This is a genomic window from Desulfosporomusa polytropa (assembly GCF_055380075.1).
Genome location: NZ_AP042400.1, coordinates 4,151,598 through 4,177,044, shown reverse-complemented (window position 1 = coordinate 4,177,044; position 25,447 = coordinate 4,151,598). Strand labels below are relative to the sequence as shown.

Below are 25,447 nucleotides of genomic sequence, written 5' to 3'. Positions count from 1 at the left end.
GATAATTTGTTTGTATAGGGAGTGAGGAGAAACATGCTGTTTACGATCCATCCTAGTAATTTAGTGAGTGCATTATCAATAGCGCTAGAACTGTCGACAGACGGTTTATCGAAACACCATTGGCGAACCGCATTGATCGCAGGACGGATTGCGGAGCATATTGGATTAGATGAAGGGCAGCAACAAATCTTAGTGTATGCCGCGTTGTTGCATGATATTGGTGCCGTGTCCAATTGGTCTGAAAGAAAGAAGCTGCAGGTGTTTAGGGTGGGAGAAGACGTATATCGTCACGCCGAGGCTGGTTACGAGCTGTTAAAGGATTCTCCTCAGTTTGGTATACTGGCCGAGACAATCCGACATCACCATGATAATTGGGATGGCTCTAATCCGTTCGGCCTGGCAGGTAAGGATATTCCCATAACCAGCCGGATAATAAACCTGGCTGATCGTCTGGAGATATTGCTGAAAGATAAAGTCTACATATTTGAACAGCGTCCTGATATTTTATCAGCGATACGAGAATTAAGTGGCAGTTTGTTTGATCCTGATTTGGTTCGGGCATTGCATGAGTTTGCCCGCAGGGAGAGCTTCTGGCTGGACCTAACTAATCCCAACTATTATCAGAATTTTTTTCGACAGGTTGATACGTATGGCCGGATGGTATTCAATATCGATGATGTTGTAAACATTGCCGAGATTTTTGCCACCATTATTGACCGAACCAGCCGCTTTACCGGTATGCATTCCCGTGGCGTTGCTCAGGTTTCGGCATTTTTAGCCCAGGCCAGAGGCTATAACAGGGAAGAAATTAAGCTAATAAAAATTGCCGGTTTGTTTCACGATTTGGGGAAACTGGCGATACCTAACGAACTATTGGAAAATCCAAATAAGTTGACAGATAAAGAGTTTTCCATCATCAAACAGCATCCGTACTACACCTACCGGATTCTTGAGCAGATCGACGGCTTTTCCCTTATTGCTGAGTGGGCGGCTTTTCATCATGAAACCTTAGACGGCGCAGGCTATCCTTTCCGTATTCCTGAATCTTCTTTAAAACTAGGTTCAAGAATTGTTAGTGTAGCCGATGTTTTTGTGGCGTTAAGTGAAAATCGGCCGTATCGCCGCGCGCTTGCGCTGACGGAAGTCGAAAAAATTATGCGTGGTATGGCTGATAATCGCAAAATTGACAGTCGTATCGTTGCTGACTTATTTAGTGATACTAGTAGCTTGAGTGGTTTGGCCGAACAGGTTGGACAAATGAGCTGGCCAACAGATTAATTTAGTCAGGTTGACTTTTTCACCGGCAGAAGGTAAAATAAGAGTGTCCAATTTGCCGGTATAGCTCAGTTGGTAGAGCAACGCTTTCGTAAAGCGTAGGTCATCAGTTCGAATCTGATTATCGGCTCCAGGAGATTCGCGAGTTGTGACGGTGGTGTCCATTAAAGCGTGGGTTCAAGTGGTGCAAAAGTGGTGCAGTTGTCACATTTTTAAAGAGACAGACGGGATTGTTCGTCTGTCTCTTTAGTATTTTCATCGGTATTTTTCTCTGTAGTTTCGTTCTCGGTTTTTTCTTCTTCCGGTTTTTCTTTTAATATTTCAGAGACTGCGGCAGCAGCTTTTTTTGTTGCGCCTTTTCGGGCATGTACATAAGTGCGGAATGTAAACGCCTGGTCAGCATGTCCAAGTAATGATGATACTTCGGGTACCGGAACACCCTTATCAATTAATAGAGAGGCTAATGCATGGCGTAGGGCATGTCTGGTTACACTCTTCATGCCTATTTTTTCGCGTACTTCGTCAAACTCCTTGATAAAGCGGCGCGGCTCTAGCGGATCGCCATTCCTATTGCAAACAACGGTTTTTGAGTTTTTTAGTTCTTTGCTGGACTGCTGTCGGGCTTTTTCCGCATTTAGAACCTCGATAACACTTTCATCAACAAAGATAGTTCGGAAACTATTTTCTGTTTTAGGTGTTTGGGGTGCTAGTCCATCCGTCTTACTACGTTGCAGGTTTTGCGCAATAGTAATAGGCCTTCCTCTTCATTGATATCCGTCCAGCGAATGCCTAGAGCCTCACCAAGACGCATACCTGTATGGGCTATAAAGGTAGACACCTGCGTAAATTCTTGTGCCTTTTAGAGCCTTCAATAGCTTTAATATTTCATCTTCATCCAGTTTAACAATTTCTTTTTTCTTTGGAGTAGGCCGTTCAACATCATCAATAGGGTTAGCGTGGATTAGCTTGTTGATCCGGGCTTGATTAAGTGCATCATGCAGAGCATTGTGGAGCTTTAATATAGTAGTTTCAGCTTTTTTATTTTTACGCATGGCGTTATAAGCCTTGCTTGATATGGGCTTAGGCAAAACGCCAATAGTCCTAACCGCCATTAATGACCTAAAGTACAACAGGTGTACTTGCTGGATGAGGGGCAGCGGTTGGGCAAAAAAATAACCCACTTTCGTGAGCGCTACTTTGAGCCGGATCAACGAGATAGAAATACAGTTTTCAGCTATGCGCCTAAGGCAGGATCTGACGAGGCTATACAGCAGCTGCTTGGCGATATCTGCGTTAGCATGAAAGCTGAAGATTACTTAGAACTGCCTGACTGTATCTCTGTTACGGTGCCGGTGGTATTGGATAGCAAGGCCAAGGCAGCTTATGACAAGCTAGAAAAGGAAATGCTGCTTGAGGTAGATGAGACCACCATAGACGCGGGATCAGCAGCCGTGTTGACCAATAAGCTACTGCAGCTGTGCAATGGTGCTGTGTACGGTCCGGAGCGGGAAGTTCTTGAGATCCACAAATGCAAGATAGAGGCGTTCATGGAGCTGGTCGAAGGCCTTAACGGTAAGCCAGCGTTAGTGTTTTTAACTTCCAACATGACCGGGATAGGATTAAGGCAGCGTTAAAAAGCAGCGGCTTAAGAATCCGCGAACTGAAAACGCCGCAGGATGAGGACGACTGGAACAGCAGGAACATTGATATCTTGTTAGCCCACCCGGCAAGCGCGGCTTATGGTTTGAACTTACAGCAAGGGGGTAACCACGTTATCTGGTTTGGCCTAAACTGGTCCTTGGAGCTTTATCAGCAGGCGAATAAGCGGTTACATAGGCAAGGACAAAGGACAAGCAGAGAAGGTTATAATCCATCATTTGGCCGTTGAAGGTGGCGTTGATGAGGACGTGATTGCCGCATTAGAGGATAAGAGCGGCACACAGGATAGGTTGATGAATGCTTTGAAAGCTAGAATAGAAAAAGTTACGAAAGCGGGTTAACCAGTCCTAACCAAGACAAATAAGGGGGAGTAGGTATGGACGTGATTGAGCGAATTAAACAACAGGTAAACAGCTTAGTTGGAATGACTGGTGGTGAAACAAGCTGCATAGAGGCAATACATGTTCCCTTTGTAGATTTAGTTGAGCTATTGATTTTGGCTGACAAAAACGACGCGGCGCAGCGGGTGCCCGTGACAGAGAGGTTGCCGGCAAACAAGGTCGGTAAATACGGAATCAGTGAACTTACTGTCGTCTTGTGTACTGATGGCAAAGAGTGGTACAAAGCTTACTACGTCAGACATCATGAGGTTAATTGCGAGGACATGGGTTATGAGGGCGACGGAGAGTATGACGAGGAAACCGATAGTTACTATTGGCCGGAAGGTTGGTATGAATGTAGCAGTGAGAATGAGGATACTGACTGGGCGTTAGGTGCAAAGATTACCCACTGGATGCCACTACCGCCGCTGCCGGGGGAGGGTGACTGAATATCGTGGTCCTATTGCTTCTTATCATCATCACTAGGTAATGGTGTTTTGCTGCCGTAGGATGGAGTTTTGTTGAACTGGGACTCCATTCAGATTGCAGAAATATATCATCTTGCCACATTTGAAAGGGATATATTATAACTGCTAGTAAAATGGCAATCGCCGCCGTTGGTATAGGGGTTATGCCAACAAGTCCATATACGCCAGTAATGGGGTAAAAATAATCAAGAATAATAAAAGCAAAACCCAAGTCTAAAATAGTGTTTACTGCCATGTATCTCCAAAAGTTATTAAACGTAAATTTAAGTACCCACATTGTTAGAACTGGCATAGTTCCATAGAAGTAAGGCATCATTTCGTAAAATGGATACGTTGTTTCTCTTACAACCCAAAAACCGAATGTAATTCCAACATCATGGACTATAGTCGTCAAAACAACTGAGAGGAGACCAGCTGCAACATAACGCTTAACATCTTTACGCTTCATAAAGAACAAGGTGAGCCAAGGCGCAATAAACATAGACCACTGTATCAGTTGGTTGCTCATAAATCCTCCGTGCATCAATACCCATTACAAACCGAATGGCAAAAAAACATTAGTATCACCTACGATAGCTTAACCTAAACTTATAGCTTCAATGCAGTGATAAAGGAAGGAGAAAAAATATGAAAGCCATAACAATCCTGCAGCCTTGGGCAAGCCTAATTGCCTGCGGCGCGAAGAAGATAGAGACACGGGGCTGGGCGACTAAGTATCGGGGGCCGATTGCTATTCATGCGGGACTATCACAAAAATATTGTGTACTTCAACAAGAAGAACCATTCGCAAGTGCTTTAGAACGGTTTTCTAAAATGTAGATACTGGCGGTGCAACCGAAGCCGAATACGAAGACCGCGTTGAGCTTGAATATGGGAAAGTAATTGCAATAGCTGATTTGATGGATTGCTGCATCGTTGATGGTTATGGACATGATTTAAACTGGCAACCTGGCGTTAATGATAAGCAAAGTAAATTTTATTACGCATATCCTGCCGGAGTTAACGAGACTAAAGCAGAAGACTTGCGCAAGATTTAATTGACCAATTAGGATATGACCCAGAGGATTACGACTTTGATTTTATGACTTTTGAGCAGGTGCGAGACTTGATTAATGAGTTGAAGGATAGCGTGGGTGTTAGCTAACCAGCCCTAACCAAGACAAATAAGGGGGGAGTGATAAAGTAAAAGCCATATGTAAGCCCTGGACAATGCCAGAGCTTTGGACAGGCTTAAGCCCTCACAGATTCTTCCTCACACGTTCCACCAGGTACTATAAATTGTATTTCTTGTACATTAATTGCGACAATCGTACCTACAGGAAACTCAGGTCCATCCTCCAAATCAAGTTCACATGTTAGTTGCAGCAAAATAAATTCTGGTTCTACGTCTACGTTGACATTCACATTAATCGGTGGATCATCATGATGGCGATCGTTGATTTCCCCTAAAAACGTTCCTGTTAATACGTGATCTTCAAGTACAACGGTTATAACCAGGCCGCCAGCGAGATCAAATCCTTTACCTTTTGGAAATTTCATCTTTTCCTCCTATTCTTTATGCTTGAATGGGTAATTCCTATGTATCATATTCAACGATTATTGTAAAAGTGATATGTTTACTAAAAAATATATCTGGAAGGAGACGTCAGTCATGAAAGCCATAACAATCCTGCAACCGTGGGCAAGCCTCATTGCCTGCGGCGCGAAGAAGATAGAAACGCGGAGCTGGGCGACTAAGTACCGGGGTGAGATTGCGATTCATGCGGGGCTTAATACAAATTTTTTGAGGCAGTTATATACACAAGAACCATTTAAAACGGCATTGAATGGAGTAAAACCTAGGCTAGGTTATGTAATTGCTATAGCTGACTTGGTTGATTGTTTAGAAATAAATCAAAGCCAAGTGTATTATTTAAAGCTTTATCAAGAAAAAGGTATCAGCAATGAGTATGCTTTTGGTGATTACACCGTAGGCCGCTACGCCTGGATACTCGACAACGTCCAGAAGATTGAGCCGGTGCCAGCAAGAGGTATGCAGCGGCTTTGGGAATGGGAGGTATGTAACAAAGCCGTACAGAAAACAATCTAAGAAATAAACAAATGGAGGAGAAAATTAATGATTAAAAAAACTATCTTAGTTTGCTTAATACTCGGTTCTTTAATCTTGTCAACTGGATGCCAATATACAGCTAGAAAACTTGGAGGTACAACCACCGAGCAGCTACCACCAAATACAAAACTCGTTAACGTCACATGGAAAGAGAATAGTCTATGGTTGATAACACGGCCTATGAGAGCCGATGAACAGCCTGAAACGTATGAGTTTAAAGAATCATCGATATTCGGGATAGTGGAAGGCAAGATTTTCATCAAGGAAAGTAGATAAGTTTTATAAAGGGCGGCTATATGTCGCCCTATCGGCTTTTATTTTATTTGGGGGTGGGGTACATGAATAAGAGTTGTGGCAATTGTATCTATTGGAGTGCCAATCACGCTGAGCATAAGAAATGCAAGGATTGTAAGGATTTAAGAAATAACTTTGTACCCAGGGACATGCTTTGCCCGGTGCCTAGCTGCCAGTCCAGCATAGCATGATCTACTACAAGAAGGATGCCTACCTATGCTGCCCGAATTGCGGCACAGAGATATGGCCGTTTAATTCAGAACAGAGCGATAGTAAGAGTATACGGGAAGAGTTTGAAAAGCAGCTTCCTTGTGATAGGAGCAAGGATGTATCAAAAAGCATGTTATAGGTTAACAGCAAGATACCTAGCGGAAGCAAGACTAAGGGGAGTAGCAAGAAACAATTAATGCAGAAACCGTCGACTACTGCACTTTATAAGAGGCTGGCAGAATAAATTACTTGCAGTTAAACTTGACAAACAGTATAATAAGGGGTAAGAGAGACAATGTTCGTTGTTTACATAACATAGTTAGATTGACCTTCCTTAACTAGGAGGTCTGTTTTTTATTTGTGCAATAATAAATGCTTACCAGGGCCACTGACTGTTTCCTCCTTTCCAGTTGGAGGCTAATTATACATTGCGCAAAATATGCCAAAAATTATGCCAGAGCCGAAAAGGCTCTTTTCTTATGCCTAGACACATATTTCTATTAAGCAACATATTATGTAACAAAGGAGGTTTGATAGAAAAATGAATTATAATCAAGATGGTTGCCAAAAGTTTTGTTTCAAGAAATGTCCAAAATGTGGGCACATGCATCCTCACCAGTGCCCTAAATGTCACTGGGAATGCAAAGAAAAGTGTGAAAAATGCCCTAAATGTGACCACTGGTTTGAAGATGAATGTGAATGTCCTAAGTGCCACAAAAAGTGCAAGCATGATTGGTGCGATTAATTTCTTAGAGCGTCCTTCGGGGCGCTTTTATTATGCCCAAAACAGGAGGCGAACTCTATGACCGACAAGCCCAAACCTAAACCAGTGCCAACAACTACATCCATTGTTCACCCGCCTACGCCCCAAGAGGGAAGACAAGTAGTAGGGTGACTGGGGTGCTGAAATAGTAACGATACCTAGCCGGGAGGTGGTGACCTTGTAAGTGGCACAAATGCATGAACTCGCAGAACGCGACTATATCCTAGGCATGAAGTACCGGGAGATAGCCGAAAAATATAAGTATCTATAGCTACGGTTAAGTCATGGAAAACTCGCTATAAATGGGAACGTGACAAGCTAGCTAAACCCAAAAATGAAATGCATACAACGCATACAAAAAATAAAAAGGTATGCATACAAACTGAACCAGACCCCGAGCTCTCCGACCAGGAGCATCCTGCTTGCGTTGGCCGGATTAGCCATTACGGTAATAAAATAACGCCGTCCATCACGGGCGGCGCAAAAGGGAGAGGAAACAATCATGTTTAGTTTAACCAAGCGCCAGGCGGCTATACTGCTTGGCGTTATTTTATTGGTGCTTGCCGGGTATTTCGCCTGGCAGCACTTTCACCAGCCACAGCCGGTTACTGCCGAATCCCAGCAGCAGGCCGAAACGTCAGCCGGAGTGGCGCTAGCAGCAAAGAATGCTCACATAACTATGCTGCAGTCACAGCTTGATGAAACAGCCCAGCAGCTTGCTAAGCTAAAAAATAAACCACCGGACACGATTGTAAAAACCGTTCCGGTGGAAGTCACTAAAACTATTGAGGTTGAGCGTCAGAAGTCTGGTGCGGACTTTGCTATTGTCACCGATCCGAAGCGGCCGGACAAGCAAGTCGATTTTAAAGAAGTCGAAAAGCTACCGGCAGATACGTCAGTTACATTAAATCAGTACAATGTATTTGCCTATAAAAAGGTTATTCGGGGCGTTAATGTTTATTCTGATTGGAGCAAGGCCGTCCAGGGTAAGTTTAAGCTAGATGAGGTTACTGCCGATGTTAGCCGGAGGATTACTAAGGACGGTAAATATATAGGTGTTGTTGCTGGATATGATTTTAATCATGACCATGCCAAAACTGGAATAAGATACTCGTTTTAATTTAAAGCCCTCGGGAAACCGGGGGCTAATTTTTCTGATGGGAGGAAACCCAAATAGATAAACAACTTATTTGCCAGCAATTTAAACCTTTCGTTAAAAAGTACGCAGGTATATATAGAAAATCCGTTCCAGATGCTGAATCGGAAGCTTGGCTGGCCTTACTGCAAGCTATTCATACCTTCAATCGGGATCTGGGAGTTCCGCTGGCCGGCTATCTTGAAAGTCGGGTTAAATACGGCCTGTTAAATCTTTGGAGAAAAGAATTAAAAAGAAAGCAAATGGAGTACCAGGGGGATAAGGCCCTTGAGTATGTGGCAGCCCCAGATGATCCTCAGGCTGAGCTAATATATAAGGAAACGATTGTGAGGATGCTTGAGGCGTTGCAAGAATTACCTCAGCGACAATTACTGGTGCTAATTCATATTTTTGTGCATGGTCAGAAGCTGGCACATATTGCGCAGGTATTAGGGATTACAGCACAGGCAGTTTATCAAATAAAAAAGAGAGCGTTGAGCCGTTTAAAAAAACAGCTAGCTTGAATGTATGTAAGTGAAAGCCGATATACAGGAAACACATGGTAAAAATAAGAGTTCCTTAGCTATGTTGGCTTAATAATTTAATTGGAGGAATGAAAAAATGACTGTACGAAAGAAAAAAATGTTTACGACTAGCGGCACATTTACAGTACCAGTAAATGTAGTAGGTAGCACTATCTATGTTTCGGGTTGCGCCGGCGGTGGCGGCGGTTCATCAATATATGGCTGTGGTGGTGGTGGTGGACAATCCATGATTAATAGGGCTGTTAGTGTAACGCCTGGGCAAGTTATTAATATAACCATTGGAGCAGGTGGTATGGGAAGCACAGCAAAAAGTGATGGCGGTTCACTTTTCGCAGGAATTGTCCAAGGTCAAGCAGGCGGTGATACGATATTTGGATCTATCACATTAAAAGGTGGAAAGCAGGGTTATTGCGATTCCAATGTCGCACATTATAACGGCGGAGCCGCTGGCGGTGAAAATGCTTCACAAGGCGGGATCTTATGCACTAGCCTATACATGGAAGCTGGCAACATTTATTACCAAGGTGGTTCAGGTGGCAGTTCTTTGTTCGGTGTGGGTGGAACTGGCGGTACAGCAACGTATGTGAACCAAACAAACCAAGAAAAAGCACTGACCCAAGGTTCTGATGGTGTTGGTTTTGGTGCAGGCGGTGGTGGTGGCGGGACTTGGCAACATACAAGTACTGATAGCAAATATAGTCGCGCTGGTAATGGAACTAGCGGTGTTATTATTGTTGAGTGGGAGGAGTAACTATGTATCTAACCGAAATTACCGACATAACCTATGATAAAAAGTACCAGGGACTGCGGTTGGCTTGCATGGGCGACTCTCAAACAGACGCACTATGGGATGGTATTGATTATGCGTACGGAAGGGCGCCAAGCATAGGACATTGGACGAATCTATTTGAGAGACAAACAGGGATTCCAGTAGATAATGCTGGGCATTGTGGGGATACTACACAAAATATGCTTGATCGATTTGGAAGCGACATATTAAAAATATCACCATGCAAGCCAACTTTATCACCATATAAGCCAACTCATTGCGTCATTATGGGTGGTGGCAATGATTGCTTTAGCCTTGTCGCGACTAGTACAGTAATAAGTAATATTACGCAAATGGTCAATATGTGTCTCGCAAATAATATCACACCAATTGTAATGGATTGCCCAATTTATTACCGAGATGCTTCCCAGGCACAGCAACAACAAAATTTAATAGCAGCGATGCATACTGCGATAATGAGTTATACCAGTCAAAATTCTATCAATTATATTAACTTATATAATAGTCCGCTTATGGTTAACAATCAGCAAGATCTAACATGTTATCTAGGAGATAAAATTCACATAAACGGCAAAGGGAGTCTAGTTGTAGCTACAGCGCTATTACAATACTTTAATACACTTATAGCATGATGCCAACGCGACTGTAAATATGAATTAAAATATTGTAGAACATTTTTTAATAGTTAAACTACAATACTACTGATTTTACTGCATTGATGGCTACTGACAATAATTAAAATACACTTTCTCACGCTTTCGTAAAGCGTAGGTCATCAGTTCGAATCTGATTATCGGCTCCAGGAGATTCGCGGGTTTGCAGACTATCTGCAAGCCCGTTTTGTATTGTTTGCCCTAAATCAAGGGTAAACAATACAGTGTTACACGTTTTTGCACATAATAATACAAATCACCTCCCCAATCAGTATTTCCGAGGTGAAATAAAATACGAAGTAAAAATTAAAAAAATGAGTTAAAAGGTGTCAGCGGTGATAAACAATAAAAATCCCTACTGCATAGACAGAGGGATTGACCAATACTGGATTTAATCGGAGTCTTCAGGTTTTTCTATAAAAAACTCTTGTTCGAGGGTAGAGCTTGTAGATGCTTGAATAGTATGATTACCAACAGGAAACCCGGGACCAACACCATGTACGATTTCTTGCACTTCAACCTGGTCTTCGTATTTAAGTGGAATTGCAGCAGAAATATCAAAATAAGCATCTTGTGGATTTGAGGCCGTGACAAAATCCCCAGTATCTTTATTGTTTATGAAAACGCGGTAAACAGGCATGTACAGGAGACCTCCTAATGAGCGACATTTTTTGATAGTGTGAACAGAAACAAGAATTTTTACTACTGGAAGTATATGCAAAAGATAATCCCTTTGAATATGGAAACGGCGACATAGTTCCTGCCACTTTCTGCAAGAGGGGATTTGAGGTGAGAACAAGACCAGCGCCATTGGTGGTCTTGTCTCTAGGGAGAAGAAAAAGTATATAGGCTCCGTTTTTACGGTCACCTAACTATTTAATGGTGTATACACATTAATATTATCTTCAATTTGGTAATTTTTATACGTGATAGGGAAGAGGCTGGTGGCAATACTAAATACGATTGGTATCGAATAATAATGTTAACTGCAGCGGAAAGAGGGTGTATGAATGTGTGACATTGACGGGTTGTATATGCGTATAGGTGATATGGATAGAACCGAACTAGCAAAAGCATATTTAATAGCATTAAAAGAAAATGCGGATTTACGCCGCCACCTTCAAAAATCGATTGAGAGGGAGACTGATGCTGAATCGAAGGCAGATACAGATATGTAGGCGGTGATTGTGTACGTGGATGATCGGGTATTAACTTTTGATGGCGAAACTAAAGGGTTGCTACGTAAAATAAAAACTTTTAGGACATGGCAGAATAAGTAAATAAAATAGTAGGTTTTGGGTTGGTCAAATGAGGTGAAGCAAATTGATATACCTGATGCGAATATTTAGTCGTTTCAGTTGGAAAAAAATCATGGTATCTACGTTTAGTTCTAAGCTGTATATCATAAGACGAATTATATGGGCGTTAATTAAAATACCTGTAATTTTACTGCCTTTAATCGCTATTGTTTACTTTTGCCACAGAATGGCGGCCCTACTCTCAAAAGCCATTTTGAGAGTAGGGGTAATAATTAAGTATATAGCTGATAGAGACATTGTGTTACGAATGATGTGGACAGGCTTAACAACTAAACCAAAATATAAAAAGCCGGGGAAATATACACCGGATATACGCAAATTAAGGTCACTAAAATAGGACGTTTAATGGTATTTAAAGTAAATGTACTTTGGTAACTAGGCAGCGCGAAATTATTGCGTTGCCTAATATATTTTATTGCAGGAATAATTTTCCTTTTGGCGAATTAATGTAAAAAAATGGTAACAGGAGTTGTTTAGATGTTATGCAAGCTTATAAAGAATTATGGAAAGAAGTGGAACAGCTGCAGGAAGAACTTCATGACGTTGTTAGTAAAAAAGGTGTAAACTCACCTGAAGCGATTCGGGCGATTCAGTCGTTCAGGAATAAGATGCAAGAATATGATGATTTAAAAAATCAACGTTGAGCGGTAACGGGCTTTTTTCACTCAGGAATGGAGAACATCCGACGATGAAGCCGATTAGGCTGTGTGCTAGGGGATCAGGCAGTACGTTGATGACTGCTGAGCAGACTGGGCATAGATGTTACATGATTGAGCTAGATCCGGTTTATTGTGATGTGATTGTCGTAGGATGGGAAGCAATGACAAAACAGAAGGGAGTGAAGCTGGAAAGTTATAGTTATTCATTAGAATTATCATCTTGCCACATTTGGAAACCATAAATTATTAGGGCAAGTAATGACGATAGAATAAATGCAATTAGATCAGCTTTAAAGTCTAAAAATCCTCTGCTGCCAAACCATGGTAGAAGAAAGTAGGAAAAAAAGAAATTAGCACCAACTTCTACGCCTAGTATAGTCCCAAACGTCCATTGGTAAATTTTAATATCCAAATTGGCATTATCGGGAACAACCCATAAGTATAAGAAGACATCATTGCAAGTGTGGTCAGGGCTGGCGGTATACGTGTAAGATTGCTGGGAAGCAGGTGCTTTTGTTCTGCGATGAGGGTAAATGGTTTATTGAGAGGTAATTATTTCACGGGCGATGAATACTATATAGTAGAAACGCTTTAAACGTGAAGGTGTTACCATTATGCAAACGGATCGGATAATAGTGTACTTAATAGCTATTCTTGCGATAATGATAATATCTAACCTAATAGTGATTACGGTAACGCTTTTAAAGATATATCTAATAACGTAAATTAGCCCCTGGACGCTTTCGTAAAGCGTGGGGCGGAGGTTCGAGTTCTCTTATCGGCTCCAGGAAATTCACGGGTTTGCAGACTATCTGCAAGCCTGTTTTTTATCGTTTGTCCGCGGAAGTAGGGCATAAAATACAGTGCTACACGCGGTAAGACGTAATAACATATACTATTTTTTGCGTTTTTTAAGTTCTGATTCTATTTCTCTAAGCGATTCATGCTGTTCAACCGGGATAAAATGAGAATATTTTTGATAAGTCACTGATACATCACTATGGCCTAATCGGGCAGAGCAAGACCAAGATCAGGACCAGGACGGTGAGCCTCCCTAAAGTGGTGCAAATCAGGTCAAGCCCAAAGCCTGGGGAATCAGAATACGAGTATGGAAAGCGACTGGGAGCAAGGATTAAGTAAGGTAAATGATTACCGCCAAGGAGAGCCAATCCTGTCAAGGTAAACGATAACTAAACCGACTAGAACAACTATGACAACGATTGCAATAAAAATCATGGCTTCCTCCTTGGTAGCTTACTCCGACAAAGAGTCATAAACATTTTGGTTTGATTTAACAGCAGGTTCGTCACGCAAATACTTTTTAGATTTGTTTTCAGTAATTAGGGTGTCAATTTCTTTGTTGGTGGAATCAAGTTCAATAGATGTTTTATCAGTCCGGAATTTTAGATAAGAGTTACCTCTATAAGTCGTAATTATCACCTCTGTTCTAGTTTTGGGCTAATAGTTTTCCAGTGTTAGTATGTGCGAGACTGAATTATTTATGTGGGGGCCAGTTCAAGGTTAGTTGAAACAAGCGAAAAAACAAAAAAAGCCGCGTTAGCGGCGGTGAGTAAAACTACATTTTTACTGATTTACTTGACCTACGGACTGCTAGTAGTGCCTGAGCGATGATTTGTTCAATCTGATGTTTGCTTAATCCCAAAGGGCTAACCATGTTTATAACTTCAGATCTAAATTTCTTTTCATTAAAATCAATAATCAAATTATCACCACCTCATAGTTCTGGTTACTTTATTATACGGATTATGTTGTTAAAGGTGATTCACCATACAAAACTAAGCCTAAGCAAACCAGGAAAAATAAATATTAGTCGGCTATAATAGCCGACTAATAAAGTATTTAGCATCATTTATTATCTGGTAATAGTGGTTTATTTTGAGTATTTTTTTCCTTAGCGCTATCGCGATTTGAATTATATTTTGGATCGCCGAAGGTCGGGACAATCACCAATAATCAACTGTGTTTTTTATCTATATCGTCACGTCCTTCGGGCCAGAGAGGGCATTAATCCTCTTTATCAAAGTCTTTAGGCAATGGTTTTGCTGCTGTTGGATGTAGTTTCGGCGAGGTACTAATTCTTTCGGTTCGAGCGAATACATCATCCTGCCACATTTGATAACCGTAAATCACTACTGCGTGCATTATAGTTATTGGCAATGACGACAAAGGGGAAATGTTAAACTCAAATACACCTCTACTAGGTAAAAAGTAGTTTAGTAGAAAGAAATTAAACCCGATATCTAGGATTGTATTGGTAACCATATACGGCCAAAATCGTCCATAGGTGAACTTAAAAACCCACATTGTTAATACAGGCATTGTACCGAAATAGTAAGGTAACATTTGATTGAATGGGAATGGCGCCTCACGGGTAGCCCAAAACCCTAGCGTAGTACCAATATCATGAATTATCGTAGTTAAAAGTACGGCAAATACAGTGACCGGCATCCAACGCTTTACCTCTTCCTTCTTCATGAAAAAGAGGGATAGCCAAGGAATGAAAAACATTGACCACATGATTATGCTATTACTCAAAAAATGTCACTCCCTACGGTAGCAAGATAGGTTTAGGTTTAGCTTAATATCTGGATTATATACGAGGGGAGGCCAAGCCATGAAAGCCATTTCTATAAGCTTTGCTTGAGGAATGTGAATTATATCTAGGAACAACCCTGCAAGCACGTTGGGTTGGTTTTGTGCCACTATCAATAAGTTTGCGTACTCTGGGCAAGGTAATATCAATGGTTTCTGTGGTGGCAGCAGTTAAGAACTGGAACCAAAGGATTGAATCGAATTTGTTTGTTGCCGGAGTTTTCGGGGGAGGGGAAAATGAAAGAACAGCGTAGTTAGCGCTGTTCAGGGTATTGAGGTTATTCCGATTCTTCTTCTACTACGAGCTTAAAATCTTTTCTATAAGCATGAGGCACAGTCTTTTCTGCCAGAAAGTATGCGTCCATGTAAGTCGCTCCAATTACTAATTCTTTGGTTGGTTCACCATTTATGATGATACGGAAGGTTGGCATAATACAACCCCCTTTCTTCCTTAGTTTAGATGATGGACGTGTTTTAATGCAAGCTTTATAAATCCCTTTGAGGCTATGAAGTAAGAAAAGGGGCGTCAAGCCATGACCATATTACCAATCAACCGCGAATATAAGCGCCGCCAGCGGAGCGGACAGTTTGAGGAAAAAATAAAAGGTGGCAATCGCCACCAACAATCAACTTTGTTTTTTATCTATATCATCCGAGGTATTAGTTGATAACTTTTTATTTCTATAGTCCTTTAAAATTTGTTGCTGTTTATGCCACTCATTGGTTCGATCATCATGTTTTTTGCTCAAAAATCCACACCTCCCCAATTAGTATTTCCGAAATGCGATGAAATACGGCAGTGAAATTTTTCAAATAAATTGGGGGCGATCACACGTCCTTCGGGCCAGAGAGGGCATTAATCCTTGTTATCATTGTTTTTAGGTAATGGTTGGAGTACCTTAGTGCATGCGGCTAGATATATCATGCTTTTAATTGCAGTTGATCTAAATAATCAACAATTGTTTTGTCTATAGCAGTTATCGCAATGTAGATTGGAAAAGAATAATAATGCTCCCAATTAATCATGATGTAGATTTTATAAACCGCTAGAAGAGGTTCAATAATTGCAGACCCCGCTAGACTAAGTAGAATCGAATAGAGTAAAAAGCGTTTCCAATCAGGGAAATACTGATATATCAGCATTGATGATACGGGCGCAAAAGCGTAGTTTATTGCAAGAAGCCCAGTCGGTAGTGGAGCAATTTCAATTCGATAATCCCATAGATTAAACATTACACCTAACTGATCAAGAAAGTCGAATATAAGTATCATAAGCAATCCAAAAAGGATAACTGCAGTGCTTTTCTTTTTATTAAGCAATTTTAACGCTATAAGCCAAGAGATTATGAGTATAGCTAGTAGACAAAACCATTCTATTGACATAAAAGAGTTACTATACCAATAGTCGACACGTAACTTAGTAAGATGTTTTTTGACATCAATAATATGATCAAAGGGAAACGACATTTAGTGATAGCCTCCACGAAATTTATAATGATTTATTTAACTAGAAAGTTTCTTAAGTTCAAGTATTTGATGAAACTTATAAAACAACCAGAATAATATCCAGTCAGCTATATAGGAATGCCATATAGTCCAGCCGTTTAAATATTCCATGTGGCCTGTAACTAAGTGTATATACTCAATGAGAATTGCGACTCCTGTCCAACCAAAGAAGTAGAGGAACATATTTCTCAAAGTTTGCTTTACTGGAATCCACTGAATAAACAGATAGGTTACGACCGGGAAAATCTCAAATTCATCACCTAATTCTAAAAACAGGGGATGCATGCTTTCTTCAATGTATTCCCAATGCGGGTAATATTCAATAAGTATGTCTGCTATTAGCCCAAGAAAAGATGCAAACACGCACACAGGAAGCATTTCCTTCCAGCGTCTTTTGTTAGCATATACAAACCAAATGATCCAAACAATTATGAACCGTACAATATAAAACATCGTTAATCACCTAACATAGCGTAGCCTGAGAATGTAACTTTAATACCTAATCAAAGAAGGAACTACATGAAAGCCATAACAATCCTGCAGCCGTGGGCAAGCCTCATTGCCTGCGGTGCGAAACAGTACTAGCAAAGGCATGCAGCGGCTTTGGGAGTGGGAGCCATGAACATGCTACCAATCAACCAAGAGTATAAGCACCGTTAGCGATGGGCTGAGAAACGGGAAGGAAGTGTATTGTGATCAAGAAATCTAAGGTTGTAATACATATAGACAGTACGGTAATTAGAAATAGAGCATAAAGAAAGGGCGGCTATATGTCGCCCTAAAGCCCTCGATAAGTTTACAGAACATAGGTAAGTCGACCATCTTTAATGGGTGGTCTTTTCTTATGCCCAAAAACGGCAATGACAAGCCGATGACGGTAAGTTTATGCTATATATCCCTTCGCTCTTGGGAACAATGTAGTTATCTAAGAATGAAAGGAAGGTAATATGGCCGAACTTATTGAGCTTCAGGAAATGATTGAAAAGCTACGCAGTAAGATGAATGAAGTTGCTCTGAAAAAAACATTAACTGATCCAGAAGTTGTCCGGGCAAGCCAAATGCTTGATGTGTTATTAAATGAGTATCAGAGAATGTTAACAGAAAAAATTAACAAATAGAGCCTGCGAGCTCTTTTCTTTTACCAAATGCGACCATAAAATTAAACAGGACTGGTGCTGCTAATTCTTTAAGCGTCCTTCGGAGCGCTTTTCTTGTCCTTAAAACAGGAGGTGCAATAAAATAGTCCTAACGTGTGCCGAGACTTTTAATTATGTAAGGAAATTAGTATTTAGTAACTGGTTTATAGACTTGTCGTCGCTTATAAAATCCCACTCTCAGCCATTGGTTGGGGGTGGGATTTTTTGGTTAACGTGTTGATTAAAGCACAATTAATCTAAGGTGTAGCAATCAGAATAATTTGTCGTCTGCCGGGTTCATAATGGTGGGCGGCTTTTTCCATTTTCCAACCTTTTCTAAAGAAATTCTAAAAGTATACATGTATACTTTCAATATAGAAAATTCACAGAAGGCAATGTCTTCCTGTTGAACATAAATCTTCACAACTTCTCTCTCCTATATAAAAGTACCCAGCGACTGCCATGCCGCTGGGTACTTTGTGTTTTGAAAATTAATACCCTATATCTCAACCTGACGGTTGGGGGTGGACGGTTTAATCATATCCTTCATTTATAGAGGAATAATTATACTTTGTTTGGTTTATATCGGTTTAATAACATAATTTGAATTATTGCCTGCACTTAATCGTATAATAGTGTATAATTTAACTATCAACTAGGATGATAAAGTCGGGGGTCTTAATCATCGACTTTGACACTATTCAACTATTGGAGGCGACACAATGCCAAGCGGTGGTAAGCGAGAAGGAGCCGGACGCAAAATCGGCTCAGCAACCTCAGACCGGACAGCCCAATTCACCAAGCGAATCACCCCGGTAGAAAAGGTAATGCTAGAGGAATATTTAAATAAATTACGAGGTGGTAAAAATGACTAATAAGGAAAAACAAGATTACCGGGAACAATTAAAAGTTATCTGTAAAGATATGCACGTATCTTGCATGATAGATAGTTGCTACCCAGACGAATCAGTCAAACAAGCATTAAGAAATTTACAGCAAGCAATTTTATTGTTAAAAGATTAACCAGCCCAACCGCTGTTTTATCTGCAGGAATAGCAGTAAAGCTTTCGGCCTGATGGTGACGGTCGGCTTTTAATATAAGGAGTAGAAAGGAAAACCCTAAACTTAGCACCCCCTCCATGAGCTACTTAATACCTTATGGCCTAAATACATGTATAACGGCGTCTTAGAGGTACGTGATACCCTTTAAATGTTATAGCCGTCTGCCGGGTTTATCCTGGTAGGCGGTCTTTATAATTTGTGGCAGACGGCTAATGCTTTACATATAATAGATAAAAAGAACATGGGGGGGGAGCCTTGTGGGTTATTCTTCTCGCGTACCAAACTGGCATATGCCAAAACCCTCGAAAAAATGTATCAAAATGTATAAACCATTTTTTAAATTATATAGAGTTTGCTTCTTTCGATTATATAAGGTATGTTCGCGGTGTGGTTGCGAATTCGATTACTACTGCTTTCGTGGCGTATGTCCATGTTGTAACAATAAGCCTGATAGTAATAATAATGATGATCCTCCTCAAGCTGGTTTCGTGTTCTTCCCGGAACTCTTACTTCCAACTTCTGAACTTGCGCTTTTCCCAGAACTTGCATTTTATCCATAGAATGGTTACTGGAGAACCGGAAGCTTTTCGTTTTTTCCTAAGGTAGTATATGTTTTAATTTATCAGAAAATATAAACTTTTATTTTAGTGTTCCATTATTTGTAAAGTTTGTTATAATGTATACATTGTTGTTTAAAAGCGGAAGGGACTGAGGTAAAAGTGGCAGCAATTTTAGTAAACATTGAGCGTTTACGTCAAAAAATGCATGAACTTGTGGAGATTTACGGAATAGGTAGCACTCAGGCTTTAATTGCAAGCCAACAACTAGATGCAGAATTAAACGCATACTATAGGCTACAAAGTAAAGTTGAAAAAATTGCATCATGACTAATCTAAAGTACGGCCACTTATATTGGTTGTGCTATTTAAGCACTTTCTATACAAAAATATGAGAAATTTTTACAATTTCTGTGCGCAGCTATAGTAATATCCTTTTATTAATATCCAGCATAAGCTGTAATAGGAGAAAATAAGGAGGAATTGCCTGTGTACACTCCCCAAAATTATTCTTACCTGCTTGGTATGGACGGTTTTAGCGATAAACTTCTGAAAATGCATTTTATCCTGTACCAAGGTTATGTCAATAATACCAATATCATGCTTGCGTTGCTGCGGGACCTGCTGGACGCAAACCGAACCAACGGTCCGGAGTATGCTGAACCGAAACGGCGCCTCGGCTGGGAATTCGACGGCATGCGCCTTCACGAATACTATTTCGGTAATCTCGGCGGCAACGGACGTATCAATCGTAAATGTTCGCTTTTCAAAAAAATCATATCTAATTTTGGCAGCTACGATAAATGGGAGCAGGACTTCAAAGGCACTGGCATGATGCGCGGTATCGGCTGGTCGGTGCTTTACCAGGACATCAAAAACGGGCAATTGATCAACTTCTGGATCAACGAACACGATACCGGCCATCCTGCAGGCTGCAAACCCCTGCTGGTCATGGATGTTTGGGAACATGCCTACATGCCCGACTATGACTTAAACCGAAATAATTACATAAAAGCCTTCTTTGCTAATATCAACTGGGATATAGTCCAGGAACGTTTGGAAGAGTAAGGTTAATATTCTCCTTTTCCTCAATTTCCCATCTGATGAATTTACTTGCCGCATCCTTCGTGGATGCGGCTTTTTTATTCATTCCCTCTTTATGATGTAGGCCGTAAAGCCGACAGTATTGTGGCGGGTTTCGCTGCCACTACATTGTTGGATTTGTCCCAGGGACAAGTTCCCCAAAATCAAATTTGTGCAGGTGATTGGCTGATCTTAATTTAAGGGAAGATTGCTAAGAAAATTATTTATGAACTGCATATAATGAAGTAACATAATAGGGAGGTATGGTATGGATAAGGAAAAAATTAAAAATGCGATAGATGATGTAGGCCGTAAAGCCGACAGTATTGTGGCAGGTTTCGCTGCTTTCCATAATTTTGAAAAGTGGCAAATATGGCTCTGTGTTGCGGTGATTGTACTGATAGTACTAATTGCACTATAGTCATCTGCTAACAGATACAAAAATAGCGCCGCAAACGACGGCGCTCAAGGGAGAGGAAAGAATTATGCTTAGTTTAACCAAACGCCAAGCGGCTATACTGCTTGGTGTTGTTTTATTTAGTCCCTATCTGGCACTGCTGGATAGGGATTTTTTTGTTTTTATTGGGGGCGATTTGATAGCTCTGCTCCTTTGTATTAAATATTTAATTCACTTGAGTTGTGGCAATAGTGATGCTGAGCGGTTTAAACGTGAGATTCGGGAGTTAGCCGGACAGAGTCTGGTGGGGAAATAGCAAAGGCTAGGGGGCTATAACGCCCCCTCAGTCGGCAACAAGGTTATTGCCAGGGATAGGAGACCCAATCAAAGTACGCGATGGCTAACAGACATATACCGACTACAACGAATACTACAATTGCTATCGTTTCCATAGCTTCGCCTCCTTGGGGAGACCTTCCCAGATTAGTATATACGGGACTGAATTATTTATTTGGGGTGAGAATGTGAGATGGCGGTGATAAATATTTAAGTACAATATGCCTTTGAACGAAAAAAAATAGCCTAGTAAAAAGATATTGTTAGTTTACTAGTTGATTTGTATACAGTGGAAGGGCAAATGTTGAAGTTGTAACACTGGCAACAGTAGGCACAGAACTGAACAAATGAAAAAGCCAGCCGTCGCCTGGCTGACTTCTTCTGAATGCATATGAAACTATGAAACCTATACTTATTTTAGCATGTAAGACGTATAGATTCGAGTGGTAAGATATGGTAGACAGGGCAGCTAGTCTGCCGCCCTGTCTTTGACAACTTGCTCCAATTCTTTAAGATATTCGGCATCGTTAGCAGTAGCATTGGAATTTGTTGGGTCATTTATTTGTTCGGGTGATAGGGCAGAGTCACTAGCGTTCTTGGTAGTTTCACTAGTGAATAACTTCATTTTAGATTTTTTAAGCATTGCAATCACCTCCTGGTATAGGTTCTGCCAGGGAGCGATTGTACATGCATTTTTATAATATTTGGGGGTGGGGTCGCATGAATAAGAGTTGTGGTAATTGTATAAAAGCCTTTTCCGTTTATTATCCGAGGTATTTAACAATGTTGGGGTCGTATATGAATTGGAAGTGATCAGTTTTTATAATCAGCCCGCCACCGTAACACTGGCCGAAGCCCACGACTGGGATGTGCCAGCGCTTCAGTAACTCTTCGGCGGTGAGATACGTGTAGTTTCCGAGAGTCCAAGGGTCCATAAGAAATATTTGGTTCCCATTATATCCGCAGGCTATCACATAGTGCGAATCCTTCCAGTCCCAAGCGTAGTCGACGCCGTTTTCCCCCCATGCCTGGATCTGAAGCATAGGGGTTATCCCGTCGTCAATAAAAGCTTTAAGACAATCAATGTTCATATTCTCAATAAAAGAGGCTTGGAAGCCAATCATCTCCACAAAGAGGATGATTTTTTGGTAGTTCGTCCCCAGTTTCGGTTTTGATTCTAGTATTATAGCTAATTCGTCCTGACGGTAATCGAAGCCGTAGCATCCCAGTATCGACTGTACGCATGCTACACCGCAGGTGTATTCGGTTTCCTGTCTACACAAAGGAACGTAGATAAAGCGCTTGCAGTCGCGGGTTTGATCTTCCAGAATATTAATGCTCTCTGGTGTCGTTGTCATTGCTATTTTTCAATTCCTTTTCTTAATGTTAGAGAAAGTTCCCTACAATAACATTGTATGTTACCGATTGAAATAGGGTGATTTTTCAACTGGTCGCTACGCTTGGATAGCAGCTATTACTAAGAGTGTTGGGAAAATAAAGCGTTTTTGTAAAATAGATAAGTTGTATATTTGGGTTTAAATGTAGTATAATGATATTGCTGCAACGGAGTGGGGGGGTTAATAAGGTTTGTGGAAGGCCTTATTGATTTGGTGGAGCTCCGTTGCTCGGATGAAGTTTCAGCCGTCTGCCGAAGGTGGGCGGCTTTTTCATGCAGGAATTTCTTTGACAAACTCGAATATCTTTTTTTATCCAGATGGAAAGTATAACTTTCCCTGGATTGAACGACTAAGGCTTCTGCCGGCGACGCACCCGGATGGTGCTAGTGCCGATTGCGCCAAGGATGGCATAGCAATTCGGTCGTCCTGAGGGACTTGGCACAAGCCAAGTCTTATCTTATAACATAGTAGGGGGTAATATATATGGCCACATCTAACTGCAACGAAGAAAACTGCACCTGTCCTAAAACTACCTGTGAACGACATGGTAAGTGCTGTGAATGTATTAACTTCCATCGCAGTCAGGAAAACAAGGTCTTTTGCATGCGGGATCAAGAAAGTAAGTAGATAACCCATGCTGTTTCTGTCGAGCGTAGATCGTCAGTTTGAAGCTGACTATCGGCTTTTAGGTAAATCGAGACCTTGCGGATTGCAGGGTCTTTTTCTTGCGTCATATAGTGGTAAAGGGAGGCTATTATAATGTGTGGAATGAATTGGTATCGGGAGGAAATGGAAAGGGCTGAGGAGGATATAAACCGTCTGAATGATTTATTAGCGATGATGCAGCAGCGTTATAAGCTGTCGCCAGATGCCGCCCCCAGCATTTTAGCGGGTCTAAATTCAGATATTATTGCCGTATACCAGGAAATCATGTTGCGCAAGAATACACTGGTAACGCCAAAATCCCCACAAGGTTAGTACCTGTGGGGATTTTATATGGCTGAAACTATGACAATGAATCATCAAGGTCTTTATTTATGGCTTCGTGATAAGAGGTTTCTTTAGTTGTGGCTGTAGAGTCAATCGAGGAGTTAATTTCAGCGCGGGTCAGGCTGTTATCACTGCCATTATCGCTAAACTTATCGGTTGCGTTTTCAGGTGCATCTTCATCGTAGCCGGTGGTAGCAAGTAGTAACTGGGCATCTGGTACACTGGAAAACATGCCGGAAATAAGTTTTTTCATCAAATCCCCCCTCATGCTAACAATGATATAGTGGTCATACTATATAGTGTTCCCAAACTTTTTATTTCAATAAAGCTTTTTGTAAAAAAAATAGAATGGCATAACGCCACTCTATTTTGATAAGGGGGAAGATAGGGCTCACTTTATTTAGTAGCTTTTATGTTGGCAAGAGCTTCTTCTTTTGACATGGTATCGCTAGTAGCTGCATTTTGCTGTGTTGTGCTTTTGTTAGCAGCGGACTGGCTTTGTTTGGCAACAGTGCTGTTTGATAGATCTTTAAATCCCATTCCACTCACCTCCACTGCTAGTATTCCCTATCCTGGATAAATATACCACAAAAAATTGGGTTTTCTAAAAATAAATGGGTGGAAATATCCACCCATGGCACTATCTACGGCACTTTTCTTCTTTTTTGACCTCTTTAGAGGAAGGGCAGATCTCTTTGCCGAATTCTACATTTTTTTCCTCTTTACAACCGCTCTTGCACTGTTCTTGTTTTTTAGCCATAGTATCACCTCCTTTCGCTAAGTTGGGAGGCGTTTTTAATCGTCGATCATTTCGTTAATCATGAATTTGGCGGCTTGATAAATAACTGCGCCGACAGCCACGACCTTTAACATCGAGGTCATGTCAAAATCCATATCCATGTCCATGCCTAGCATTGAATTACGTTTCTTTTTATGAAACATAATTACCACCTCCTCATTTGATAGTTTAACCACGGCGTAGAAACATAACACGAAGTAAGAATTGGATTGTAACCCAAAAAATATTCCGATTGCTTAATAAGCAACCGGAATAGTACGATAATATGAATGAATAGGAAATATTTAGGCCAAGGAGGGCTTTAAGATGGTGACAAAAATAATGCCTATTTATCGATTAGAATTTGCTAATCGTGACCATCGCAGTGCCACGGATGGCGCGAAGAAGAAGTTGGGGCAGAAAGCAACCTTTAAAGAGGTTTTTGCCAGAGAATTGGCAGGTACTGCTAAACGTTAGGCTTTCGAAAAATAGGGCCCTGTAGGCTCTGTTTTTTTATGAAAGTCTTATTCTATCCCCATTGTTATGGCAAGATCTTCCAAACCGCGGCGACTCACGGTTTGTCCTAATCGCTCGGCGGGATGTCCGTATGTTTTATAGTAGGCAATGATTTTTTCGACAAGGGGCAGGACGGCCTCTGGCGGTATTTTTTCTGCAATAATACGACCAGCCTGTGCCTGGCGGCCAGAGTTTCCACCTACAACAACTGTATAGCCGCTAGCAGCACCATAAAGACCGATATCTTTGACAAACACCTCTGAACATGCATTGGGACAACCGCTGACACCGATGCGCAGTTTGCTAGGAAGATCAATTCCGTAAAACTTATTTTCAAGGGCTAGACCTAGGGCGGTGCTGTCCTGAACGGCGCGTGGGCAATAGGGTTTGCCAACGCATACGACTACGCTGCGCACGCTCTTGGCGGACAACGATTGGCTGTCAAGACCAAGTTCAGCCAAGGCCAGAGAGCGATCTTCGGGGCTTAGGCCCAGAATGACAACACTGTTGCCGGCGATTTTGATAGTACCTGTATATTTTTCCGCAATAGCAGCCAATTGGCGCAATAGGACAGGTGTAACAAAACCACCAGGCAGATGCGGGGTAAGTGGTAGAGTGGTGGGGTGATGAGTCATGGTTATCCTCCTGAGTTTTTCTTTAAGTATAGCAGGGGCTGTCAATCATTGAAGTGATTAAACTCACGGTGGCAGTAGGTTGGCGGGGGATTTTGACCGGAAAAAGTCGCGAAGATTGTAAACTAATAGAGGAAAATGCCAGTAGAACCACGAATATTACG

General features: G+C 41.3%; 42 protein-coding genes and 1 tRNA gene. 25 read left to right on the top strand and 18 right to left on the bottom strand.

Features of this window, described 5'->3' with window-relative positions:
• Positions 1–33: 33 nt before the first annotated feature.
• Positions 34–1,278 carry an HD domain-containing phosphohydrolase gene (locus ACZ449_RS21315; RefSeq protein ID WP_464258061.1) on the top strand — a complete coding sequence of 415 codons (1,245 nt, stop codon included), beginning with the start codon at positions 34–36 and terminating at the stop codon, positions 1,276–1,278.
• A 54-nt stretch (positions 1,279–1,332) separates the two neighbouring features.
• A tRNA-Thr gene (locus tag ACZ449_RS21310) sits at positions 1,333–1,408 on the top strand.
• 79 nt (positions 1,409–1,487) lie between these two features.
• Here ACZ449_RS21310 and ACZ449_RS21305 read toward each other — a convergent pair.
• Positions 1,488–1,943, bottom strand: coding sequence for a tyrosine-type recombinase/integrase (locus ACZ449_RS21305; RefSeq protein WP_464261913.1), 456 nt, complete (start codon positions 1,941–1,943; stop codon positions 1,488–1,490).
• 129 nt (positions 1,944–2,072) lie between these two features.
• Complete coding sequence (locus tag ACZ449_RS21300) at positions 2,073–2,327, bottom strand: hypothetical protein (RefSeq protein WP_464258060.1); 255 nt, start codon at positions 2,325–2,327, stop codon at positions 2,073–2,075.
• Positions 2,328–2,435: 108 nt separating this feature from the next.
• Here ACZ449_RS21300 and ACZ449_RS21295 point away from each other — a divergent pair, with 108 nt between their 5' ends.
• Positions 2,436–2,909: a hypothetical protein gene (locus tag ACZ449_RS21295; protein WP_464258059.1), complete on the top strand. Its 474-nt coding sequence runs from the start codon at positions 2,436–2,438 to the stop codon at positions 2,907–2,909.
• Between the two features lie 401 nt (positions 2,910–3,310).
• Positions 3,311–3,763 carry a hypothetical protein gene (locus ACZ449_RS21290; protein ID WP_464258058.1) on the top strand — a complete coding sequence of 151 codons (453 nt, stop codon included), beginning with the start codon at positions 3,311–3,313 and terminating at the stop codon, positions 3,761–3,763.
• Here the strand turns inward: ACZ449_RS21290 and ACZ449_RS21285 are convergent.
• Positions 3,717–4,310: a hypothetical protein gene (locus tag ACZ449_RS21285; protein WP_464258057.1), complete on the bottom strand. Its 594-nt coding sequence runs from the start codon at positions 4,308–4,310 to the stop codon at positions 3,717–3,719. The two genes, ACZ449_RS21290 and ACZ449_RS21285, sit on opposite strands and share 47 nt — an antisense overlap.
• Positions 4,311–4,429: 119 nt before the next feature.
• On the opposite strand from ACZ449_RS21285, the gene ACZ449_RS21280 reads away from it, so the two are divergent.
• Positions 4,430–4,621 carry an ASCH domain-containing protein gene (locus ACZ449_RS21280; protein ID WP_464258056.1) on the top strand — a complete coding sequence of 64 codons (192 nt, stop codon included), beginning with the start codon at positions 4,430–4,432 and terminating at the stop codon, positions 4,619–4,621.
• 411 nt (positions 4,622–5,032) lie between these two features.
• On the opposite strand, the gene ACZ449_RS21275 is transcribed toward ACZ449_RS21280, so the two are convergent.
• Complete coding sequence (locus tag ACZ449_RS21275) at positions 5,033–5,341, bottom strand: hypothetical protein (RefSeq protein WP_464258055.1); 309 nt, start codon at positions 5,339–5,341, stop codon at positions 5,033–5,035.
• A 112-nt stretch (positions 5,342–5,453) separates the two neighbouring features.
• On the opposite strand from ACZ449_RS21275, the gene ACZ449_RS21270 reads away from it, so the two are divergent.
• The 6 genes from ACZ449_RS21270 (at position 5,454) to ACZ449_RS21245 (ending at position 10,281) form a co-directional block, all read left to right on the top strand.
• Complete coding sequence (locus ACZ449_RS21270) at positions 5,454–5,891, top strand: ASCH domain-containing protein (protein WP_464258054.1); 438 nt, start codon at positions 5,454–5,456, stop codon at positions 5,889–5,891.
• A gap of 27 nt (positions 5,892–5,918) precedes the next feature.
• The gene (locus ACZ449_RS21265; protein ID WP_464258053.1) at positions 5,919–6,188 is read left to right on the top strand and encodes a hypothetical protein; all 270 of its coding nucleotides are present in this window, start codon (positions 5,919–5,921) and stop codon (positions 6,186–6,188) included.
• A 1,493-nt stretch (positions 6,189–7,681) separates the two neighbouring features.
• A complete protein-coding gene (locus ACZ449_RS21260; RefSeq protein ID WP_464258052.1) occupies positions 7,682–8,299 on the top strand; it encodes a hypothetical protein in 618 nt (205 codons plus the stop codon).
• Between the two features lie 53 nt (positions 8,300–8,352).
• Positions 8,353–8,838 (top strand): sigma-70 family RNA polymerase sigma factor, encoded by a 486-nt coding sequence (locus ACZ449_RS21255; RefSeq protein WP_464261912.1) that lies wholly within the window; start codon positions 8,353–8,355, stop codon positions 8,836–8,838.
• A 97-nt stretch (positions 8,839–8,935) separates the two neighbouring features.
• Positions 8,936–9,610 carry a glycine-rich domain-containing protein gene (locus tag ACZ449_RS21250; RefSeq protein WP_464258051.1) on the top strand — a complete coding sequence of 225 codons (675 nt, stop codon included), beginning with the start codon at positions 8,936–8,938 and terminating at the stop codon, positions 9,608–9,610.
• Between the two features lie 2 nt (positions 9,611–9,612).
• Positions 9,613–10,281, top strand: a complete 669-nt coding sequence (locus ACZ449_RS21245; protein ID WP_464258050.1) for a GDSL-type esterase/lipase family protein — start codon at positions 9,613–9,615, stop codon at positions 10,279–10,281.
• Between the two features lie 412 nt (positions 10,282–10,693).
• On the opposite strand, the gene ACZ449_RS21240 is transcribed toward ACZ449_RS21245, so the two are convergent.
• Entirely contained in the window at positions 10,694–10,942 is a 249-nt protein-coding gene (locus tag ACZ449_RS21240) for a hypothetical protein (protein ID WP_464258049.1), read from the bottom strand.
• A gap of 370 nt (positions 10,943–11,312) precedes the next feature.
• Between ACZ449_RS21240 and ACZ449_RS21235 the strand changes: the two genes are divergently transcribed.
• The 3 genes from ACZ449_RS21235 to ACZ449_RS21225 all read left to right on the top strand — a co-directional run bounded on the left by ACZ449_RS21235 (position 11,313) and on the right by ACZ449_RS21225 (position 12,522).
• Entirely contained in the window at positions 11,313–11,480 is a 168-nt protein-coding gene (locus ACZ449_RS21235) for a hypothetical protein (RefSeq protein ID WP_464258048.1), read from the top strand.
• A 623-nt stretch (positions 11,481–12,103) separates the two neighbouring features.
• On the top strand, positions 12,104–12,265 hold the full coding sequence (locus ACZ449_RS21230) for a hypothetical protein (protein ID WP_464258047.1): 162 nt from the start codon (positions 12,104–12,106) through the stop codon (positions 12,263–12,265).
• A gap of 44 nt (positions 12,266–12,309) precedes the next feature.
• Positions 12,310–12,522 carry a hypothetical protein gene (locus tag ACZ449_RS21225; protein WP_464258046.1) on the top strand — a complete coding sequence of 71 codons (213 nt, stop codon included), beginning with the start codon at positions 12,310–12,312 and terminating at the stop codon, positions 12,520–12,522.
• A 1,334-nt stretch (positions 12,523–13,856) separates the two neighbouring features.
• On the opposite strand, the gene ACZ449_RS21220 is transcribed toward ACZ449_RS21225, so the two are convergent.
• The 6 genes from ACZ449_RS21220 to ACZ449_RS21195 all read right to left on the bottom strand — a co-directional run bounded on the left by ACZ449_RS21220 (position 13,857) and on the right by ACZ449_RS21195 (position 16,852).
• Entirely contained in the window at positions 13,857–14,003 is a 147-nt protein-coding gene (locus ACZ449_RS21220) for a hypothetical protein (RefSeq protein WP_464258045.1), read from the bottom strand.
• A gap of 302 nt (positions 14,004–14,305) precedes the next feature.
• Positions 14,306–14,836, bottom strand: a complete 531-nt coding sequence (locus ACZ449_RS21215) for a hypothetical protein (protein ID WP_464258044.1) — start codon at positions 14,834–14,836, stop codon at positions 14,306–14,308.
• Positions 14,837–15,171: 335 nt separating this feature from the next.
• Positions 15,172–15,324, bottom strand: coding sequence for a hypothetical protein (locus ACZ449_RS21210; RefSeq protein WP_464258043.1), 153 nt, complete (start codon positions 15,322–15,324; stop codon positions 15,172–15,174).
• A gap of 195 nt (positions 15,325–15,519) precedes the next feature.
• Positions 15,520–15,642 (bottom strand): hypothetical protein, encoded by a 123-nt coding sequence (locus tag ACZ449_RS21205; protein ID WP_464258042.1) that lies wholly within the window; start codon positions 15,640–15,642, stop codon positions 15,520–15,522.
• Positions 15,643–15,814: 172 nt separating this feature from the next.
• Entirely contained in the window at positions 15,815–16,360 is a 546-nt protein-coding gene (locus tag ACZ449_RS21200) for a CBO0543 family protein (protein ID WP_464258041.1), read from the bottom strand.
• Positions 16,361–16,396: 36 nt separating this feature from the next.
• Entirely contained in the window at positions 16,397–16,852 is a 456-nt protein-coding gene (locus ACZ449_RS21195) for a CBO0543 family protein (protein WP_464258040.1), read from the bottom strand.
• A 494-nt stretch (positions 16,853–17,346) separates the two neighbouring features.
• Between ACZ449_RS21195 and ACZ449_RS21190 the strand changes: the two genes are divergently transcribed.
• On the top strand, positions 17,347–17,517 hold the full coding sequence (locus ACZ449_RS21190; protein ID WP_464258039.1) for an aspartyl-phosphate phosphatase Spo0E family protein: 171 nt from the start codon (positions 17,347–17,349) through the stop codon (positions 17,515–17,517).
• Between the two features lie 289 nt (positions 17,518–17,806).
• Here the strand turns inward: ACZ449_RS21190 and ACZ449_RS21185 are convergent, their stop codons facing one another.
• Positions 17,807–17,959: a hypothetical protein gene (locus ACZ449_RS21185; RefSeq protein ID WP_464258038.1), complete on the bottom strand. Its 153-nt coding sequence runs from the start codon at positions 17,957–17,959 to the stop codon at positions 17,807–17,809.
• A gap of 298 nt (positions 17,960–18,257) precedes the next feature.
• Between ACZ449_RS21185 and ACZ449_RS21180 the strand changes: the two genes are divergently transcribed.
• From ACZ449_RS21180 to ACZ449_RS21155, 6 genes are all read left to right on the top strand, one after another.
• The gene (locus tag ACZ449_RS21180; RefSeq protein ID WP_464258037.1) at positions 18,258–18,410 is read left to right on the top strand and encodes a hypothetical protein; all 153 of its coding nucleotides are present in this window, start codon (positions 18,258–18,260) and stop codon (positions 18,408–18,410) included.
• The gene (locus ACZ449_RS21175) at positions 18,403–18,558 is read left to right on the top strand and encodes a hypothetical protein (RefSeq protein WP_464258036.1); all 156 of its coding nucleotides are present in this window, start codon (positions 18,403–18,405) and stop codon (positions 18,556–18,558) included. The genes ACZ449_RS21180 and ACZ449_RS21175 overlap by 8 nt, the downstream gene beginning before the upstream one ends.
• Before the next feature lie 758 nt (positions 18,559–19,316).
• Positions 19,317–19,484, top strand: coding sequence for a Spo0E family sporulation regulatory protein-aspartic acid phosphatase (locus ACZ449_RS21170; protein ID WP_464258035.1), 168 nt, complete (start codon positions 19,317–19,319; stop codon positions 19,482–19,484).
• 159 nt (positions 19,485–19,643) lie between these two features.
• Positions 19,644–20,222 (top strand): superoxide dismutase, encoded by a 579-nt coding sequence (locus ACZ449_RS21165; protein ID WP_464258034.1) that lies wholly within the window; start codon positions 19,644–19,646, stop codon positions 20,220–20,222.
• 283 nt (positions 20,223–20,505) lie between these two features.
• On the top strand, positions 20,506–20,658 hold the full coding sequence (locus ACZ449_RS21160) for a hypothetical protein (protein ID WP_464258033.1): 153 nt from the start codon (positions 20,506–20,508) through the stop codon (positions 20,656–20,658).
• Between the two features lie 64 nt (positions 20,659–20,722).
• Positions 20,723–20,950: a hypothetical protein gene (locus ACZ449_RS21155; RefSeq protein ID WP_464258032.1), complete on the top strand. Its 228-nt coding sequence runs from the start codon at positions 20,723–20,725 to the stop codon at positions 20,948–20,950.
• Positions 20,951–21,439: 489 nt separating this feature from the next.
• Here the strand turns inward: ACZ449_RS21155 and ACZ449_RS21150 are convergent, their stop codons facing one another.
• Complete coding sequence (locus tag ACZ449_RS21150) at positions 21,440–21,613, bottom strand: hypothetical protein (protein ID WP_464258031.1); 174 nt, start codon at positions 21,611–21,613, stop codon at positions 21,440–21,442.
• Between the two features lie 121 nt (positions 21,614–21,734).
• Positions 21,735–22,328: a cysteine peptidase family C39 domain-containing protein gene (locus ACZ449_RS21145; RefSeq protein WP_464258030.1), complete on the bottom strand. Its 594-nt coding sequence runs from the start codon at positions 22,326–22,328 to the stop codon at positions 21,735–21,737.
• A gap of 271 nt (positions 22,329–22,599) precedes the next feature.
• Between ACZ449_RS21145 and ACZ449_RS21140 the strand changes: the two genes are divergently transcribed.
• The 3 genes from ACZ449_RS21140 (at position 22,600) to ACZ449_RS21130 (ending at position 23,345) form a co-directional block, all read left to right on the top strand.
• The gene (locus ACZ449_RS21140; RefSeq protein ID WP_464258029.1) at positions 22,600–22,797 is read left to right on the top strand and encodes a hypothetical protein; all 198 of its coding nucleotides are present in this window, start codon (positions 22,600–22,602) and stop codon (positions 22,795–22,797) included.
• A 53-nt stretch (positions 22,798–22,850) separates the two neighbouring features.
• Positions 22,851–22,994, top strand: a complete 144-nt coding sequence (locus ACZ449_RS21135) for a hypothetical protein (RefSeq protein ID WP_464258028.1) — start codon at positions 22,851–22,853, stop codon at positions 22,992–22,994.
• Positions 22,995–23,126: 132 nt separating this feature from the next.
• Positions 23,127–23,345 (top strand): hypothetical protein, encoded by a 219-nt coding sequence (locus tag ACZ449_RS21130; protein WP_464258027.1) that lies wholly within the window; start codon positions 23,127–23,129, stop codon positions 23,343–23,345.
• Between the two features lie 28 nt (positions 23,346–23,373).
• On the opposite strand, the gene ACZ449_RS21125 is transcribed toward ACZ449_RS21130, so the two are convergent.
• From ACZ449_RS21125 to ACZ449_RS21115, 3 genes are all read right to left on the bottom strand, one after another.
• On the bottom strand, positions 23,374–23,613 hold the full coding sequence (locus ACZ449_RS21125) for a hypothetical protein (RefSeq protein ID WP_464258026.1): 240 nt from the start codon (positions 23,611–23,613) through the stop codon (positions 23,374–23,376).
• A 140-nt stretch (positions 23,614–23,753) separates the two neighbouring features.
• Positions 23,754–23,897, bottom strand: coding sequence for a hypothetical protein (locus tag ACZ449_RS21120; RefSeq protein ID WP_464258025.1), 144 nt, complete (start codon positions 23,895–23,897; stop codon positions 23,754–23,756).
• 255 nt (positions 23,898–24,152) lie between these two features.
• Positions 24,153–24,299 carry a hypothetical protein gene (locus ACZ449_RS21115; RefSeq protein ID WP_464258024.1) on the bottom strand — a complete coding sequence of 49 codons (147 nt, stop codon included), beginning with the start codon at positions 24,297–24,299 and terminating at the stop codon, positions 24,153–24,155.
• Positions 24,300–24,462: 163 nt separating this feature from the next.
• On the opposite strand from ACZ449_RS21115, the gene ACZ449_RS21110 reads away from it, so the two are divergent.
• Positions 24,463–24,612 carry a hypothetical protein gene (locus ACZ449_RS21110; protein ID WP_464258023.1) on the top strand — a complete coding sequence of 50 codons (150 nt, stop codon included), beginning with the start codon at positions 24,463–24,465 and terminating at the stop codon, positions 24,610–24,612.
• A gap of 47 nt (positions 24,613–24,659) precedes the next feature.
• On the opposite strand, the gene ACZ449_RS21105 is transcribed toward ACZ449_RS21110, so the two are convergent.
• Positions 24,660–25,286: a nitrite reductase gene (locus tag ACZ449_RS21105; RefSeq protein ID WP_464258022.1), complete on the bottom strand. Its 627-nt coding sequence runs from the start codon at positions 25,284–25,286 to the stop codon at positions 24,660–24,662.
• Positions 25,287–25,447 lie beyond the last annotated feature (161 nt).

Coding starts and splice junctions, on each gene's coding strand:
- ACZ449_RS21300 (WP_464258060.1), bottom strand. CDS start 2,327: ATGCGTAAAAATAAAAAAGCTGAAACTACTATATTAAAGCTCCACAAT.
- ACZ449_RS21265 (WP_464258053.1), top strand. CDS start 5,919: ATGATTAAAAAAACTATCTTAGTTTGCTTAATACTCGGTTCTTTAATC.
- ACZ449_RS21200 (WP_464258041.1), bottom strand. CDS start 16,360: ATGTCGTTTCCCTTTGATCATATTATTGATGTCAAAAAACATCTTACT.
- ACZ449_RS21270 (WP_464258054.1), top strand. CDS start 5,454: ATGAAAGCCATAACAATCCTGCAACCGTGGGCAAGCCTCATTGCCTGC.
- ACZ449_RS21260 (WP_464258052.1), top strand. CDS start 7,682: ATGTTTAGTTTAACCAAGCGCCAGGCGGCTATACTGCTTGGCGTTATT.
- ACZ449_RS21210 (WP_464258043.1), bottom strand. CDS start 15,324: ATGCCAACCTTCCGTATCATCATAAATGGTGAACCAACCAAAGAATTA.
- ACZ449_RS21225 (WP_464258046.1), top strand. CDS start 12,310: ATGAAGCCGATTAGGCTGTGTGCTAGGGGATCAGGCAGTACGTTGATG.
- ACZ449_RS21150 (WP_464258031.1), bottom strand. CDS start 21,613: ATGCTTAAAAAATCTAAAATGAAGTTATTCACTAGTGAAACTACCAAG.
- ACZ449_RS21175 (WP_464258036.1), top strand. CDS start 18,403: ATGACTAATAAGGAAAAACAAGATTACCGGGAACAATTAAAAGTTATC.
- ACZ449_RS21130 (WP_464258027.1), top strand. CDS start 23,127: ATGTGTGGAATGAATTGGTATCGGGAGGAAATGGAAAGGGCTGAGGAG.
- ACZ449_RS21230 (WP_464258047.1), top strand. CDS start 12,104: ATGCAAGCTTATAAAGAATTATGGAAAGAAGTGGAACAGCTGCAGGAA.
- ACZ449_RS21240 (WP_464258049.1), bottom strand. CDS start 10,942: ATGCCTGTTTACCGCGTTTTCATAAACAATAAAGATACTGGGGATTTT.
- ACZ449_RS21145 (WP_464258030.1), bottom strand. CDS start 22,328: ATGACAACGACACCAGAGAGCATTAATATTCTGGAAGATCAAACCCGC.
- ACZ449_RS21315 (WP_464258061.1), top strand. CDS start 34: ATGCTGTTTACGATCCATCCTAGTAATTTAGTGAGTGCATTATCAATA.
- ACZ449_RS21275 (WP_464258055.1), bottom strand. CDS start 5,341: ATGAAATTTCCAAAAGGTAAAGGATTTGATCTCGCTGGCGGCCTGGTT.
- ACZ449_RS21120 (WP_464258025.1), bottom strand. CDS start 23,897: ATGGGATTTAAAGATCTATCAAACAGCACTGTTGCCAAACAAAGCCAG.
- ACZ449_RS21285 (WP_464258057.1), bottom strand. CDS start 4,310: ATGAGCAACCAACTGATACAGTGGTCTATGTTTATTGCGCCTTGGCTC.
- ACZ449_RS21190 (WP_464258039.1), top strand. CDS start 17,347: ATGGCCGAACTTATTGAGCTTCAGGAAATGATTGAAAAGCTACGCAGT.
- ACZ449_RS21140 (WP_464258029.1), top strand. CDS start 22,600: ATGAAGTTTCAGCCGTCTGCCGAAGGTGGGCGGCTTTTTCATGCAGGA.
- ACZ449_RS21105 (WP_464258022.1), bottom strand. CDS start 25,286: ATGACTCATCACCCCACCACTCTACCACTTACCCCGCATCTGCCTGGT.
- ACZ449_RS21245 (WP_464258050.1), top strand. CDS start 9,613: ATGTATCTAACCGAAATTACCGACATAACCTATGATAAAAAGTACCAG.
- ACZ449_RS21160 (WP_464258033.1), top strand. CDS start 20,506: ATGGATAAGGAAAAAATTAAAAATGCGATAGATGATGTAGGCCGTAAA.
- ACZ449_RS21235 (WP_464258048.1), top strand. CDS start 11,313: ATGTGTGACATTGACGGGTTGTATATGCGTATAGGTGATATGGATAGA.
- ACZ449_RS21250 (WP_464258051.1), top strand. CDS start 8,936: ATGACTGTACGAAAGAAAAAAATGTTTACGACTAGCGGCACATTTACA.
- ACZ449_RS21290 (WP_464258058.1), top strand. CDS start 3,311: ATGGACGTGATTGAGCGAATTAAACAACAGGTAAACAGCTTAGTTGGA.
- ACZ449_RS21180 (WP_464258037.1), top strand. CDS start 18,258: ATGCCAAGCGGTGGTAAGCGAGAAGGAGCCGGACGCAAAATCGGCTCA.
- ACZ449_RS21280 (WP_464258056.1), top strand. CDS start 4,430: ATGAAAGCCATAACAATCCTGCAGCCTTGGGCAAGCCTAATTGCCTGC.
- ACZ449_RS21115 (WP_464258024.1), bottom strand. CDS start 24,299: ATGTTTCATAAAAAGAAACGTAATTCAATGCTAGGCATGGACATGGAT.
- ACZ449_RS21195 (WP_464258040.1), bottom strand. CDS start 16,852: ATGTTTTATATTGTACGGTTCATAATTGTTTGGATCATTTGGTTTGTA.
- ACZ449_RS21135 (WP_464258028.1), top strand. CDS start 22,851: ATGGCCACATCTAACTGCAACGAAGAAAACTGCACCTGTCCTAAAACT.
- ACZ449_RS21110 (WP_464258023.1), top strand. CDS start 24,463: ATGGTGACAAAAATAATGCCTATTTATCGATTAGAATTTGCTAATCGT.
- ACZ449_RS21155 (WP_464258032.1), top strand. CDS start 20,723: ATGCTTAGTTTAACCAAACGCCAAGCGGCTATACTGCTTGGTGTTGTT.